At 42.2% G+C, this 14,802-nt stretch carries 13 protein-coding genes; 2 read left to right on the top strand and 11 right to left on the bottom strand.

The window, feature by feature from the left end:
- Positions 1–22: 22 nt before the first annotated feature.
- Complete coding sequence (rnr, locus tag F8C76_RS12285; protein WP_152131971.1) at positions 23–2,206, bottom strand: ribonuclease R; 2,184 nt, start codon at positions 2,204–2,206, stop codon at positions 23–25.
- A gap of 593 nt (positions 2,207–2,799) precedes the next feature.
- Here rnr and F8C76_RS12280 point away from each other — a divergent pair.
- Positions 2,800–3,231, top strand: a complete 432-nt coding sequence (locus F8C76_RS12280; RefSeq protein ID WP_152131970.1) for an RpiB/LacA/LacB family sugar-phosphate isomerase — start codon at positions 2,800–2,802, stop codon at positions 3,229–3,231.
- 62 nt (positions 3,232–3,293) lie between these two features.
- Positions 3,294–3,734, top strand: a complete 441-nt coding sequence (locus tag F8C76_RS12275; RefSeq protein WP_152131969.1) for a GNAT family N-acetyltransferase — start codon at positions 3,294–3,296, stop codon at positions 3,732–3,734.
- Position 3,735: 1 nt separating this feature from the next.
- Here the strand turns inward: F8C76_RS12275 and F8C76_RS12270 are convergent, their stop codons facing one another.
- The 10 genes from F8C76_RS12270 to F8C76_RS12225 all read right to left on the bottom strand — a co-directional run bounded on the left by F8C76_RS12270 (position 3,736) and on the right by F8C76_RS12225 (position 14,800).
- Positions 3,736–4,344, bottom strand: a complete 609-nt coding sequence (locus F8C76_RS12270; protein WP_152131968.1) for a hypothetical protein — start codon at positions 4,342–4,344, stop codon at positions 3,736–3,738.
- On the bottom strand, positions 4,334–5,569 hold the full coding sequence (gene dcm, locus F8C76_RS12265; protein WP_152131967.1) for a DNA (cytosine-5-)-methyltransferase: 1,236 nt from the start codon (positions 5,567–5,569) through the stop codon (positions 4,334–4,336). Before dcm ends, F8C76_RS12270 begins: the two co-directional genes overlap by 11 nt.
- A 15-nt stretch (positions 5,570–5,584) precedes the next feature.
- Entirely contained in the window at positions 5,585–6,073 is a 489-nt protein-coding gene (locus F8C76_RS12260; RefSeq protein WP_152131966.1) for a GDYXXLXY domain-containing protein, read from the bottom strand.
- On the bottom strand, positions 6,060–7,136 hold the full coding sequence (locus tag F8C76_RS12255) for a DUF4401 domain-containing protein (RefSeq protein WP_152131965.1): 1,077 nt from the start codon (positions 7,134–7,136) through the stop codon (positions 6,060–6,062). The genes F8C76_RS12260 and F8C76_RS12255 overlap by 14 nt, the downstream gene beginning before the upstream one ends.
- Complete coding sequence (locus F8C76_RS12250; RefSeq protein ID WP_152131964.1) at positions 7,124–8,074, bottom strand: DUF2157 domain-containing protein; 951 nt, start codon at positions 8,072–8,074, stop codon at positions 7,124–7,126. The genes F8C76_RS12255 and F8C76_RS12250 overlap by 13 nt, the downstream gene beginning before the upstream one ends.
- 5 nt (positions 8,075–8,079) lie before the next feature.
- Positions 8,080–9,090 (bottom strand): hypothetical protein, encoded by a 1,011-nt coding sequence (locus tag F8C76_RS12245; protein ID WP_152131963.1) that lies wholly within the window; start codon positions 9,088–9,090, stop codon positions 8,080–8,082.
- 133 nt (positions 9,091–9,223) lie between these two features.
- Entirely contained in the window at positions 9,224–10,855 is a 1,632-nt protein-coding gene (locus F8C76_RS12240; protein WP_152131962.1) for a S41 family peptidase, read from the bottom strand.
- Entirely contained in the window at positions 10,839–11,222 is a 384-nt protein-coding gene (gene rnpA, locus F8C76_RS12235; RefSeq protein ID WP_152131961.1) for a ribonuclease P protein component, read from the bottom strand. Before rnpA ends, F8C76_RS12240 begins: the two co-directional genes overlap by 17 nt.
- 73 nt (positions 11,223–11,295) lie before the next feature.
- The gene (locus F8C76_RS12230; RefSeq protein WP_152131960.1) at positions 11,296–13,146 is read right to left on the bottom strand and encodes a M1 family metallopeptidase; all 1,851 of its coding nucleotides are present in this window, start codon (positions 13,144–13,146) and stop codon (positions 11,296–11,298) included.
- Between the two features lies 1 nt (position 13,147).
- The gene (locus tag F8C76_RS12225) at positions 13,148–14,800 is read right to left on the bottom strand and encodes a S8 family peptidase (protein WP_152131959.1); all 1,653 of its coding nucleotides are present in this window, start codon (positions 14,798–14,800) and stop codon (positions 13,148–13,150) included.
- Between the last annotated feature and the right edge of the window lie 2 nt (positions 14,801–14,802).

Here is a 14,802-nt window from a genome sequence, read left to right as displayed (position 1 = left end):
CAAATTTTATTCCAAAATAGTATTATTCCTTTTTACCGATCAACGAAAAGTCCAAATGCCTTTTCATCAAATCGGTATCCTTGACCATTACATAGACCTCATCGCCCAGCTGATACATTCGTTTGGTCCGCTCCCCGATAATGGCATACTGGCGGTCGTCAAAAACATAGTAATCGTCCTTGATGTCCCTAATCCTCACCATTCCTTCGCACTTGTTTTCCACAATTTCAACGTAAATGCCCCATTCGGTAACCCCGGAAATCACACCCAAGAACTCTTGGTCTTTATGGTCTTCCATGAACTTGATCTGCATGTACTTCACAGAATCCCTTTCTGCATTGGCTGCCAAGAGTTCCATATCCGAAGAATGCTTGCATTTTTCTTCATAAACCACGGATTTTGCCGACTTGCCCCCATCCAAATAATACTGCAACAATCGGTGGACCATCACATCCGGGTATCGTCTAATGGGCGAGGTAAAATGGGTATAGTAGTCAAACCCCAATCCGTAGTGGCCAATGTTCTCCGTGGTATAAATGGCCTTGCTCATACTACGAATGGCCAGGGTATCGACCAAATTCTGTTCCTTACTTCCCTTTACATCCTCCAACAACTGGTTTAGGGACTTGTTGACACTCTTTTTATCCTTAAGGTTGATACTATGTCCAAATCTGGAAATAACCCCGTTCAGGGCCATTAATTTTTCCTGATCCGGTTCATCATGTACTCGGTATACAAAGGTTTTCTTTTGTTTGCCTATAAACTCGGCCACTTTCCGGTTGGCCAAAAGCATAAACTCCTCAATGAGCTTATTGGCCTCCTTGGCCTCTTTGAAATAAACACTTTCCGGTTCATTTTTTTCATTAAGGTTAAACCGTACCTCAATCTTATCAAATGAAATAGCACCGGCATCCATCCGTGCGGCTCGCATAATCTTGGCCAATCTATCAAAGGTTAAAATAGCCTCCACGATATCATCGGAAACCATATACTCTTTTCCACGAATGGAAATATCTTCTGGAATTTGTGCTTCTCCGGTCTCAATAACATGCTGCGCCTCTTCATAGGCAAACCGTTCGTTGGAATTGATTGCTGTTCTTCCGAACCATTGGTCCACCAACCGGGCCTTATCATCCATTTCAAAAACAGCTGAGAAGGTATATTTTTCCTCATTGGGCCGTAGTGAACAGGCGTTGTTGGACAATACCTCGGGCAGCATGGGAACCACACGATCTACCAAATACACCGATGTGGCCCTATTATAGGCCTCTTCCTCTAAAATGGTATCAGGGAGAACATAATGGGATACATCTGCAATATGGATTCCAATCTCATAGTTTCCGTTTTCCAACTTTTGGAACGATAGTGCATCATCAAAATCCTTGGCATCCTTTGGGTCTATGGTAAAGGTAAGTACCTCACGCATATCCCTTCGTTTGGATATCTCTGATTCCTTTATCGAAGTATCCAAGGTATTGGCAAACTGTTCCACCTCATAGGGAAACTCGTACGGCAGCCCATATTCCGCTAAAATGGCATGGATTTCAGTATTATGTTCGCCTGGTTTTCCCAAAACCTCAATTATTTCACCATAAGGTGAATCGGCATCATTGGGCCAGTCTCCTATTTGTACCAGTACCTTGTCCCCATTATTGGCCTTTTTCATCTTTTCCTGGGGAATAAAAATATCGGTATACATCCTAGAATCGGTAGGACGGACAAAAGCAAAGGTTTTCTGTTTGTCCACAATACCCACAAAGGAAGTTTTTTTACGTTCCAACACTTTGGATATTTCCCCTTCCTGCTTTTTTCCTTTCCTTCTCGGTTTTAAAAACACTTCAACGATGTCGCCGTGAAAGGCTTTGTTCAATCGGTTGTAGGGTACAAAAATGTCATCATCCAACTCATCAACGATAACATAACCGTTACCACTGGAGGTCAAATCCATTTTTCCCTTGAAATAGGTATGTACCGATGGTTTCTTTTTGTATTTACCGCGTTCTTCCTCAACAATCCGATCACTGGACTTGAGCTGGCCCAATCGTTTAATGAGTTCATTACGGTCCTGGGTATCCGTAATTCCAAGTTTGGAAGCTATTTGCTTGTAATTAAAGCTTTTGGATGGTTCTTTCTCCAGTACTGTGAAAATGCCTCTTGTAATCTCATTCTTCCGCTGACTTCTGGCCCTCTTCTTTTTCTTTGACATTTACATTTCTATTTTTTTGAAAAGTACAAATTATAATCCTTGAGGCACTATGATCTATGAACTAATCATAGTACTTAACCGCTTTTATCAACAATAATCAATATAATCTCTTTTCTTTCTTTTTTTAAAAATTAAAAATGGTGATTATGATAGTATGTTGAAATGTGGAATAATATTTCCGAAAAAAAATTGCTTTGAACAGGAAGAAAATTTTATTGACAATTTTTCAGTTATGAATATTTATAGAAATCAAAAGGTTATGTTTTTTATGAACGATTTTTAATAACCGTTTTCAACATGAATTTATTGAAAACTTAATATGTCTTTAATGTTAATTACGGTGAAATAATGTTTCCAATTGGTTGATTAATTTTTAATGGATTAGTGGTCGAACCAAAGGAAATTCTTCTATTGTAAGTATTTTTTAGAATTACAAAATTTAATTGCTCCAAGTTTTCTTAAAACGATCAACAAAATGGGTAAAAACGTAATTCATTGTAAAACAACAAAATGCAAGAAGTGCGTGTTTTTTATCAACACACGCACTCAAAAAGAATCGTACCTTTGCAATCCACCATCTTAATACATGCACTATGAAAATTGCCATTGGAAACGATCACGCTGGAACCGACTATAAATTGGCCATTATAGGACTATTGAAATCCAAAGGTATTGATATTGTCAATTATGGTACCGATGGTACGGATAGCGTGGATTATCCTGACTTTGCCCATCCTGTTGCGTCAGATGTTGAAGAAGGTAAGGTTGATATGGGAATAGTAATCTGTGGAAGCGGTAATGGTGCCGCCATGACCATAAACAAACATCAAAAGGTTAGGGGTGCCCTTTGTTGGAACAAGGAAATCACGGCCCTTGCGCGCGAGCACAACAATGCCAATATCCTAAGTCTACCTGCACGATTTATTGCCTTGCCACAAGCCTTGGACATGGTAGAAACCTTTTTGAACACAAAGTTTGATGGTGGTAGGCATGAACGAAGAATAGATAAAATTCCTTGCAGTTAAGAATTAAGGAAGTACCATTCTCATTGGTGCCGATCATTCCAAAATAGTATGGTCCAACATTCATGGAAATAGTTACCAAGACTTTTGATGAACTATCCAACATGGAACTCTACCAAATTATGCGTTTGCGAAGCGAGGTATTTGTGGTAGAGCAAGACTGTGTGTACCAAGATTTGGACAACAAGGACCAGAAAGCACTTCATATAGTTGGGTTAAAAGAAAATGAAGTGGTGGCCTATACCCGGATTTTTAAGCCTGGCGACTATTTTAAAAATACCAGCATAGGCAGGGTAGTGGTAGCTGCCGATCAGCGTAAATATGGGTATGGCAAACAGATTATGGAGGCTTCTTTAGAGGTAATCACAGAAAGATTTCCCAACACCATTGTTGAAATATCCGCCCAAACCTACCTATTAAAATTTTATACGGAATTGGGTTTTAAACGCGTTGGGGACGAATACTTGGAAGATGGCATTCCCCATGTGAAAATGACAAAAAATTAGATTATATCAACCTTTTTGCAACCCCGATTTCAACTAAAAACTCCAGTCTTAGAACAAGATTTATAGGTTTTTCTGCTTTGTTTGACGTAGAAAAAAAGAGAAATCCCTCTTTTTTGGGATGAAGGCTTTCCAAAATCAATTTTCCATTAGTTTGCGCGTTGTTTCGGATAACTTTGGTCAAATGCTCCTCTGTCAGATTTAAATCAACCAGATGGCCAATCAATTTTTTTCGGTTTACAAAGGTGATGTTGCATGAAGTGAACATCTTTTCTTCATCGGAAAAAATACTAGTAACCAAGGCATAAAAATGTGTTTTTTTGGAATTATCGAACAACCAACCTTGTTTTTGATATCCATTTTTATGATAAAAAAGTTCAAAAGCAAAAGTGGGCAAACTCTCGTTTACATAATCCAATTGGGCTTTCTCGTCCAGATAGAATAGTTTTTTTGAGGTTTTGTGCTCAAGGATAAGATCTATGCCCTTCCACTGTTGCTCTAGATTTGAAACCCGCTCAAAAGCATATTGCTGTAGGTGCTTTTGGTAATAAAAATCCAGTAATGGGGCCAGTTGTTTTTCTTTGGAAAGGTCGGATAAGAACTTACTTTTCAAGTTGGGATATTTTGTGGAACAGGGCAGAACCTATTTGTTCCACAATACCTACAACAAGGGCGTTACCCATAAAAAATGCCCGTTTGGCATCTGGGATTCCATCCAGTAAGGTGTGATTGTCGGGAAACATGTTCAACCGTTCCAGTTCAATGGGGGAGAGTCTTCGTAGTCCCTTGGAGGTTTGGACCACGTGCTTAAACCGGGAGGGCGACTTGCCCCCTTCTCCGGTTATAATGGTTCTGGAAGGTTGATCGAGTGCATCGGGAAACACCATGCTTCCCTCGCTATAATTGTATTCAAAACCTGTACTGGTCTTGCGTATTTCTTTTTTGGCCCCTTTTAAATATGTCCATTTTTCAAGATCATTTGTATTGATATACAAACTTGGGTCAGCCGACCCGTTCTCCAAAATATCTGAAAGCAAGGTACGGTTTCCATCAAAGGAAGGAGCAGTTTTTTGGGTATATACCTTTCCATCAATACATAAACCAGTATTTAAAAAAGGAGATAATTTTTGCTCTGTGTTAAACTGTTTGGACAACGAAACCAAATCTTCATCCAAATCAAAGGAAGCAAGGGGTTGATTTATATTTTCAATTGGAAAAGCGCTACAAACTACACCATCTTTGAACATCCAATCCTTTGGATTTGTCTTTTTGAGTGTGGAATAAAGAGGGGTGGATGTATGATAGGCTAGAAAAAAAACGCGCCTTCGGCGCTGTGGCATCCCGTAATCTGCGGCATTGATCACACGCCATTCCACAGCATAACCCAAATCGGATAAGCTGCGGAGCATAACCGCAAAATCACGCCCTCTTTGCGATGATGGAGACTTTAAAAGCCGATCCACATTTTCCAAGAAAAGGTATTTGGGCTTGGTCTTTTTTTCAGTCAGAATACGATGGATGGACCACCACAGCACCCCTTTTTTGCCTAGTAGTCCTTTTGAATTTTTAAGTGAGGTGGCCACGGAATAGTCCTGGCACGGAAAACCACCCACCAAAATGTCATGGTCGGGAATTTCTGCGGTGGGAACTTCCTCAATGTTGGTGTTGGAATGGTTTTCTGGACCAAAACGAGCCTCGTAGACCTTGGATGCATGCTGGGTCTTGGTCGAGGGTTCCCATTGATTGCTAAAAACTATTTTGTAGTGTCCGGTTTTTTCCAGACCCAATCGAAAACCGCCTACCCCGGCAAAAAGTTCACAGACCTTGAGTTGTTGCATGCCCAAAAATAGGATTTATTCTATTTTTTTAAGGTCTGCATCGTATAATCCCACCAAAATACTGTTGCCCTTTTTATCCACTTTTACAGCGCCATATTCCGCAGATTCATATTTTTCCGCTTCTCCTTCTTGGAAAAAATAGGATTCCGCACCAATATTGATGTTCGATCGATTTTGGGAAGTGTATTCAATAAGATATTCGTTTTGGCCAAGCGGGGTCCTATCTTTTTGAAACCTTTTTTTCTGGGCAACCCCATGGGTATCCAAGCCCACTACGCAAAACCCGCGTTTGGGAATACTGTCGCTGTTGATATCTTCTGAAAGCGTGTACCGCAACCGCATATAATCCCCCTGCATCAGTGACCGTGGGTCCACGGGAGCCAGCTCTAGAAGAATCAGTTCACCCTGCTCCAAAAGCGCTTCTTTTTTAAGAATGGAGTGATTGAAAAAAACAAAAAAGGCCACGAGGTTGACCACAATGATGATTGTACTATACTTTTTCATTCCCACGGGACTTTTTGGTTAAAAAGATATAAAACAGAAGAAAGACCACTCCAGATGAAAAAAGCAGCATGGATTTGACCAAGAGGGTCAAGTTAAGATCATAGTAATATTGTATGATGAAATAGATCAAGGCCACTACACCAATACCCAAGCCTGTTTTGTGATGCACCCTAAAACTGAGCAATACAATTAAAAGCGCTCCCGAAATCGATGGGGCAAAAAGTGTGGGCAAAAGGGTTAGGCCAGCGAGGGCATATATCCAAATCTTTGTGGTTTTGGAATCTACACCAAGCGTTTTTGTAATAGGCCCCACCAGATATAGTATGATTAAAATATGGACAAGGGAAGAGGTCCAATTTAAGTTTTGGGATAGTGGGGCAAGTTGGTTGATACCCACAGCAACAAGACCAAACAGCAATGAAAAGATCAATCCTACGCGAAGCGGGCCATATACTTTAGACATCTTGATCCCTGAAGTCAAGAATAGGGATTCATTAAAAGAACAATATGCCAAAGCGAGAGCGTAAAAGGCCAAGTAAAAATGGAGCAATTCAAACAAATCGTTGGAAAAAATCAAAACCAAAAAGCAAGAGGCAATGACCAATACCGATATAAAGGAGACGATATAGTTTTGAACAATGAACAGGGAGCATAGGGCAATACTGATGACCAGAAGGGTTATAAGGTCTTCATGTAGATCAAATGAAGCCAAACCAAAGACTATCAAAACAATGCCAAGCACATAAATGGATGCCCCGAAGGTATCGATGATGAGGGTATCAAATTTTACATTCAATAGCAAGGACAGCGTAATAAGAATGCTTCCCAAAAGTAGCATTCCCAGTTCAGAATCATAGATGCCCAAAAGGGCCAAAAATCCAAAAAAAGCAATTGTGGCAAAAAGGATTCCAAAAACAGAAAGCACCTTGATGACCAAATTGGACCTTCTTCTGTGCTGTTTGGCATATTCCGTTTTGATGGCATTTTCATCATACGAAAAAGAAGGTCCCTCATCAGCACCTATGGTATCCAAAAGCGTTTTGATTTCTTTTACCTTGTCCATTTACGTTGAAGTTCCATTAAGATTTTGATCAATACGGTGACACTACCAATGATAAATAGGCCAATGATAAAAAGCATACCGGCTCCTTCCGATACCCGAAGGAGCAAGGTGCAGATAATGAGGATGACACTAAAGGATATGATGGCCAAATAAAAGGTGTTATGGGCCTTTAATCCATACCAAATACCCAATCCATAGGAAATTCCTACCAAGACAAACAGGATCCAAAACAAAGGCTCTGGGTCTTCAAAAATTCCCATTGAGATACCTATGGTCCCAATGACAGTTATGGCCAACGCAAGCAAATGGGTGGACCAAGCGGGAAATTTTCGATCAGGCTTAAACTTTGAAATCAACAAAAAGCCAATCAAGAAGAAAAGGTTGACGACAAACAGGAAGTTGATCACAAAAAATTCTGACCAATCTTGGGCCACTTGGTCCGCATACAGAAAGATGGTGGTGTTGATCAGTGCAATATAGATGATCCACAAAGGAGCAAAGCGGGATATAATGACCCATAGCGAAATGAACAAGACCCAAGCCAAAAAGAAATCATACGCATTGGCCCCAGTTTGATAAACTTGCCCAAAGACCGCTAATGAAGCTCCGACAAGTACCGCAGCTGCTGCAAGCAATGTTTTTTTGATCAAGGGGTTTGTTTTGAAAAAAAGAACCCCAAGAGCAACCAGGAGCACCAAGCCCTCCAGTAACCCAAGCTTTACGAACTTATTGAGGTCGGCCCAATTGTAGGCAAAGAAAAAAATGATTCCGGCAACCGTAAATGAAGCCCCAATGCCGAGGAACAAAATCCTTAAAAACGCAAGCCATGAGGACTTATCGGCATAAACAGTGTGCGCCAAAGTTTTGGAAACACCATTTTCCGACCAATTGCTGCAACGGCCAATGATTTGAATATCTTCCCTTGTAATTTTAGACATATCCATTACAATGTACTAAAAAAGGGATATAGACTGGACATATGAGAGCCTATCATTTTTGGAATATATCCATACAAAAAAAGGACACAACAATTACCGAAAAGACAAATAGACCTAATTTCATATAAAAAACCTATAGTCTTCTGGGTGCCATGGTCGCCTAGATTTTCCAACATTCGAGAAATGGATGGATCATCGGGCAAATACATGATTTCCTTATCGCTCATCATGGATAGCTTGGCAGTTTTCAATTTTTCCACCACTTTTTGATCTTTTCCCTTAACAATTTGTCCAGAATAATCCATAAAAGTGTAAAGAAACTCAACCTTCGGATTCTCATTGATCAATATTCCCGTATCTCTATATTCCTTGACTATTGCTGTGGTACCCAAACCTTTATAAAACAGGTCCCAATTTTGCAATTTGGTAGATTCTTTTACAAATAGGCCCATTCGTGTCAGGAGCCACCGAAGAACAATGGAAACAACCACAAAGGCAAGACCCAATTGCCAGACAGCTGAAGTAGCAAAAACCCGTTCGTATGTTTTGGGTAAAAGATAGATTCTTGAAAGGGCTTCGCCCACAAGAAAATAGCACCCGGCAATATATCCAATGGTGAGCAAACTGCAGAAGAGCACAAAAACCATGGAGGTCGGTTGCTTGATATACATGGGCAGAACTGGGTCATGGGGTCGTTTGGTGAGGTCTAACCCTACGTGGATTACTTTATCAGGCACAAACCGCTCCAATTGGGGCTGGTTGTCCCTAAACCTAATGGTCCTATGAATGGTATGACCCACGAAATTCTCCAAGACTATCTGGATTTCCAGCCAAGGATGTTTTCCGGGTTTTAGGGTTTTTGTGGAGAGAATAGTGGCCTGCATTACAGGAACCAAACCGTTCTTTTGTGCGTTAAATAATGAAAAATGTGTTCGAAAGCAATTTGATACCAAAACATAGAGCCAATAGAAAAGTATAAGGCCCACAAAAGCCAAGGTTATAAAGGTGTAGGTCATTGGGGTAAGATTTTAGGAAAAATACGGAAACAAGAACAAGAATACCCCCTGATCTGACCGTTGCGGGTTTTGAGTTGATGAAAAGGCCATTCTATTTGGCCTGTCGATGCGATATTACATCAAAAACAAAAACTTACCTCAGGATTTCCGAGTACTTGGAAGCATTGGAAAGAAGCTCTTTTGCGGTTAAAATGGCATCATCGTGCTGTAGATAGTAGGCATAAAGTCCATCCTTGTAAAAATAACGGGTGATGATTTCATCTTCCAGATTCTTTTGGATTTCATTCTGATAGGTATCCAAGGCCGATATTTTTCCGCGGTTTACAGCAAGGAGAAGGTCTTTGTATTTTTCCTGTACATCAGGGCCCAATAGGGTGTCATCAGCGTTGATGGATTGTTCCAATATGGACTCGGTTTCGGTTTGGAAGGAAAAATTCTGCTCCTGGGCGTATTTTTTGAATGCAGTGTAATCTGTATCGGAGAAAGTAAAATCGTCTACCGAATCAAAAGAATGGTCGTAATAATAGTCCGTGGCAAAATCAAAAACAATATTGTTTTGCTCCAAGGCATCTATGAGGGAATTGGTTCGCAGGGAATTAATCACCACATCGGGCATTACCCCGCCACCATCTTGGACCTTACGCCCGTTTCGGGTGGAAAACTCCTTAAAATTGGTGTTTCGCACGGCATTTCCTTCCTCATCCCGATGCCAGTAATCCAAGGCTTGGATGCATCTGCCTGAAGGTGTAAAATAACGGGATATGGTGACTTTTAATTGGGTTCCATAGGTAAGCTTCAAAGGACGTTGCACCAGTCCTTTTCCAAAACTACGGGCTCCCATGACCACGGCCCGGTCCAAATCCTGTAATCCACCGGATACAATTTCACTGGCCGAAGCGCTGCTACCATCCACCAAGACCACCAATGGAATATCTTCATCCTCAGGTTGATTTTTGGTACGGTATTCCTGATTGAACTTCTTGACTTTGGATTTAGTGGTGACAATGAGCTCACCCTTTGGGACAAAGAGATTCGTTACATTGATGGCTTCTGAGAGCAGCCCGCCGGGGTTTCCACGTAAATCCAACACCAATCTTTCGGCACCACGGCCCTTTAGATCCTGCAGGGCAGATTTGGTCTGGCCGGAAGCCTTTCGGTTGAAACGGGAAAGTACAATATATCCGGTTTTTTCATCGATCATGTCGTAAAAGGGAACAGCATCCACTTCAACCCCTTCACGGGTAATGGTGGCCGTTTTGGTTTCCCCTTGTCTCACGTAGGTTACCTCCACACTGGTATTTGCAGCCCCTTTAAGAAGTTCCCCGGCATCATCGTCAAAATCGGAAACCTTGGTCTCCCCAATTTTTATGATTTCATCCCCGGCCTTTAGGCCGGCCTTGTCTGCGGCATAACCCTCGTAAGGTTCCACAATGAGCAGTTTGCTTTCATAGGACCGTACTACGGCCCCAATTCCTGAATATTCCCCAGCGTTATTGATTTTGTAGGCCTCAACATCCTGTTCGTTCAAAAACTGTGTGTAGGGGTCCAATTCGCCCAACATGTTCTTGATGGCAGAATCCATGAGTTCCGCAGGATTGGTCTCATCCACATAGTTCATGTTCAATTCCTTGAAAAGCGTGGTGAAGATTTCAATCTGTTTTGCGATTTCAAAAAAATCACTCTTTACGGCAAAACCACTTGCCCCCACCAAAACGATTGCCGCCAAAATGGGAATGAGGAGCTTTTTTTTAGTTGTTGCTTTCATGGGATTCTTTTTTTAGAAAGGCTACCAAAAGTTGTTTCATGGCCATGTCCAGCTCGTCAAACGTGGGCTGTCTCTTGCCAAGGTATAAAAATAAGAACGCAAAGTTTCCCTCAATGTTGTTAAAAATGAGGGCTTTGTTAAGCCGGTAAGCCTCCCGTAAAAGGCGCTTTATACGGTTGCGATCAACGGCATGCCTAAATTTTTTCTTTGGCGCGACCACACCTACCTTGATAGGCACACCATCCTTAAAATTGGTGTTTCGGTAGATGAGCTTTATGGGAAATTCGCTGATGTTTTTTCCATCCATAAAGAGGTCTTCAAAAACCTTTTTGCTTTTAAGTTTCTCTTTTCGTGGGAAAGTGTGCATCAGTATTTATCTAGAGCTTGGTCCAACAAAACAAATTGCCCTGCCAAATTACTCAAATATACATTGGGAAAACCTATGGATTGGCTTGATATATATTGTTTTCAATATTTACATCGGCCATAAGCTGAGATGGATCTATGACCATGGCTTGGACATTTTCCACCGGCATGTCCAAAATGAACTCATAGGTAGGATAGGCCCAAGGCCAATCTTCAAGAGTTGTCCTTTTTAAATTTTGATATGGGTTGTCCTTTTCACCGTACATCATTCGCAAGGGAATGTAGTAGGTGGTCTGGGAGCCATCCGCGCCAACGACCAAAATATCCAGAGGCATGGGCATTTCACCAATTCGTTCCAAAGTGACCTTGGTTTTATCACCATCGGCCTCAACACTCTTGATGCCGTAATCGATGGTATTGGTGGTCTGTGTCCAATCGGTAAGGTACCAACCCAATTGCATGCCCGATACTTTTTCGGCGGTTCGGATCACATCATTGGGCACGGGGTGCTTAAACTTGAAATCATCAAAATACTTGTGGATGGTCTCCATCAATTTATCCTGTCCAATGATATAGCCCAACTGCGAAAGAAAAACAGCCCCTTTGCTATAGGCCGAAATGCCATAGGCAAAATTGGTGGGGTAGCGGTCGGCATGGGTAGATTGTGGCATTTCCAGACCAGAGTTTACCAAAGCATAGTATCCTTTATAAGAACCTTGGAAGGGATTTTCTTGATTCTGGTCCATGATTTCACTCTTGCACAAACTACTGATAAAAGTAGTAAAGCCCTCATCCATCCACTCGTGCTTGGACTCATTGTTGGCCAACACATGTTGAAACCATGAATGCGCCATTTCGTGGACCATGACACTTACTAAACCACTAAAATCCCTGCCCCCTGTGATCAAAGTGCTCATGGCATATTCCATACCACCATCACCGCCTTGAACCACGGAATATTGTTCGTAGGGATATTTACCGATGTTGTTACTGAAGAAACGCATCGCCTCTTCGGTTTTGGGCTGCAGTTTTTTCCAGTTTTCAATGATTTCTGGGTCGTTTTTGTAAAAGAAATGAAGCATGGGCCCATCCTGCATTTTTAAAGTATCATGAATGTATTCTGGGTCAGCGGCCCACATAAAATCATGTACGTTTGGCGCCACAAAATGCCAAGTGAGCGTTTTGCCCTTGGCCTTTACCTTGGTTCCTGGAGTTTCATATCCGTGCCCCACCTCGTTGGGGTTTTGCAAATACCCAGATCCCCCTACAGTATAGGTTTTGTCCAAGGTAAGCTTTACGTCAAAATTGCCCCATACCCCATGGAATTCCCGGGCAATGTAAGGAGTGGGATGCCAGCCTTCAAAATCATATTCTGAAAGTTTGGGATACCATTGGCTCATGGAAAGGGCCACGCCTTCTTTGCTGTTTCTACCAGCTCTCCTGATTTGAAGGGGAACCTGACCTTTAAAGGTCATCTCCAAGGTGGTTTTTCCACCGGAAGGGATAGGTTGGGCCAAATCTACCACCAATATGGTACCTTCTTCAACAAAGGAAACCGCTTGTCCGTCTTGCGTAAGACGTTCCACATGTAAATAACCCATTTCACTTTCCGAAAGGGAAGCAATACGGCTTTTCCCGTTTTCCATCATTCGGTTATCAGGGTCTTTTATGCTCTGCAGTCGAATATCCATTTCGCTGCCAGGCTGGAAGGCGTTGTAGTACAAATGATAGAAGACACGGTTCAATGCATCGGGAGAATTATTGGTGTAGACCAGTTTCTGTGTTCCGGTGTATTGATAGGTCTTTACATCCATGTTTACATCCATGGTGTAATCCACGTGTTGTTGCCAATAGGCAGTATTCTGTGCAGAAAGGGTTGTAAGTGTGGTTACAACGGCAAAAAGAAATACGAATAATTGCTTCATTTTATTTTGAATTGCTTTCCAAGGTCATTTTGCCTGTTGCAATGTTATCTGCCAAAAGTAGGGCATTGTAGGCATTGACCATTTTTCCAGATTTTGAAATATTGTTGAATGTGTCTGATTTTGAGGCATCACCGGCCAAGATTATGGAGGTTTTTGACCGAAGACCGGATTGCATGATGATATGCTTCACCTGTGTGGCCGAAAGATCGGGATAGTAGGAACGAATCAACGCGGCAACCCCGGCCACTGCGGGAGCAGCCATGGAAGTACCTCCCTGAAACTCATACGTGCTGTTGGGCATGGTGGAATAAATATCGTCCCCAGGGGCAAAAACATCTACGTTTTGTGCGCCATAATTGGAGAAGGTGGCCACCATTTTGGAACCATAACTGCTAGTAAGGGCCCCAACGGTGATGACGTTGTCAACGAACTCGGTAGTACCAAATCTATGGTCATTGGGGTAGTTGGGGTTTTCAGCGTTGTCCAAATTGTGCCCGTCATTGCCTGCGGCATGCACAATTAAAACATCCCTTGATGCGGCATATTGAATGGCATTGTACACCCATTCCGCTTTTGGGGAAAACGATTTTCCAAAGCTGCAATTGATAACCTTGGCCCCATTGTCAACGGCATATCGGATGGCCAGGGCAATATCTTTGTCATATTCATCCCCATTGGGAACAGCACGAACACTCATAATCTCTACATTCTGTGCCACCCCATTGATTCCTTTTCCATTATTGCGTTCGGCGGCAATGATTCCCGCTACGTGGGTGCCATGGCTTTCGGAATCCACTTGGTTTTTTGGATTGCCATTGCCATAAGGTACATCGGCAATGTCATAAGGGTCATCGCCAACGGGAGCCCTACCATCAAAATCTTTGTTGAGGTTATAATTGACTTGATCGGCAAAATAGGTAATGCCTTCCTCAAGCTCATCCAAAACACTGGGAATGCTTTCACCATAGGTGAACATTTGGGACAAAATGGCAACACTCTGCTGCATTTGTTCAGTCTTGGCCTCTATGGCCAACAGCTCCTCTTTGGTATAGGTTTCTTTGCCAAGAGCTTCCTTAACGGTATCGTCCGCATTTTTAACCACTTGGAAAATCTGTTCGTACTGTTGTTTGTTCTGCAGGGCCTCTGGGTATTCACCATCCAAAAGAATGCGCGCCTTTGCCCTTTCGGAAGCATCACCCACATTCAACCGAAGCATTCTAACATACTCCAATTGCTCATTGTAGGCATTGCCAAGAAAGTTGTACCCGTGAATGTCGTCCACATATCCATTGCCATCGTCATCTTTACCGTTGTTGGGCTTTTCTCCCTTGTTGGTCCAGAGTACGCCACTCAGGTCTTCATGATCCAAATCGATTCCAGAATCCACCACGGCAACAATAACGGTCTTTCCTTTTTTGTTTTTGATGATTTCGTTGTAGGCCTTTTCCACGCTCATTCCAGGAATGGTATCTGTAATCAGGTCGGCATGGCCCCAGCTCTTTTTCTCTGCATCCGAAAGCTCAGAGATTTTTAACGGGACGGTATCGATATTCTCCACAGGAGTGGAAACCAAAGTGGTGGTTGCTCCACAACCCATCAAAAACAATGATGCGGATAAGGAAGCGAGCGAAAGGATACGATAGGTACGGTTCATAT

The sequence above is a fragment of the Flagellimonas olearia genome (genome assembly GCF_009184425.1).
Taxonomy (GTDB): Bacteria; Bacteroidota; Bacteroidia; order Flavobacteriales; family Flavobacteriaceae; genus Flagellimonas; species Flagellimonas olearia.
The sequence above is the reverse complement of the archived record's forward strand: the minus strand, read 5'-3'. Positions and strand labels throughout refer to the sequence as shown.

What these genes read in the sequence shown, in the direction of transcription:
- dcm (WP_152131967.1), bottom strand. Translation starts at nt 5,569, where the DNA reads ATGCAACAACTCAAGGTCTGTGAACTTTTTGCCGGGGTAGGCGGTTTT.
- F8C76_RS12260 (WP_152131966.1), bottom strand. Translation starts at nt 6,073, where the DNA reads ATGAAAAAGTATAGTACAATCATCATTGTGGTCAACCTCGTGGCCTTT.
- F8C76_RS12230 (WP_152131960.1), bottom strand. Translation starts at nt 13,146, where the DNA reads ATGAAGCAATTATTCGTATTTCTTTTTGCCGTTGTAACCACACTTACA.
- F8C76_RS12275 (WP_152131969.1), top strand. Translation starts at nt 3,294, where the DNA reads ATGGAAATAGTTACCAAGACTTTTGATGAACTATCCAACATGGAACTC.
- F8C76_RS12240 (WP_152131962.1), bottom strand. Translation starts at nt 10,855, where the DNA reads ATGAAAGCAACAACTAAAAAAAAGCTCCTCATTCCCATTTTGGCGGCA.
- F8C76_RS12245 (WP_152131963.1), bottom strand. Translation starts at nt 9,090, where the DNA reads ATGACCTACACCTTTATAACCTTGGCTTTTGTGGGCCTTATACTTTTC.
- F8C76_RS12280 (WP_152131970.1), top strand. Translation starts at nt 2,800, where the DNA reads ATGAAAATTGCCATTGGAAACGATCACGCTGGAACCGACTATAAATTG.
- F8C76_RS12250 (WP_152131964.1), bottom strand. Translation starts at nt 8,074, where the DNA reads ATGTCTAAAATTACAAGGGAAGATATTCAAATCATTGGCCGTTGCAGC.
- F8C76_RS12225 (WP_152131959.1), bottom strand. Translation starts at nt 14,800, where the DNA reads ATGAACCGTACCTATCGTATCCTTTCGCTCGCTTCCTTATCCGCATCA.
- rnpA (WP_152131961.1), bottom strand. Translation starts at nt 11,222, where the DNA reads ATGCACACTTTCCCACGAAAAGAGAAACTTAAAAGCAAAAAGGTTTTT.
- F8C76_RS12255 (WP_152131965.1), bottom strand. Translation starts at nt 7,136, where the DNA reads ATGGACAAGGTAAAAGAAATCAAAACGCTTTTGGATACCATAGGTGCT.
- rnr (WP_152131971.1), bottom strand. Translation starts at nt 2,206, where the DNA reads ATGTCAAAGAAAAAGAAGAGGGCCAGAAGTCAGCGGAAGAATGAGATT.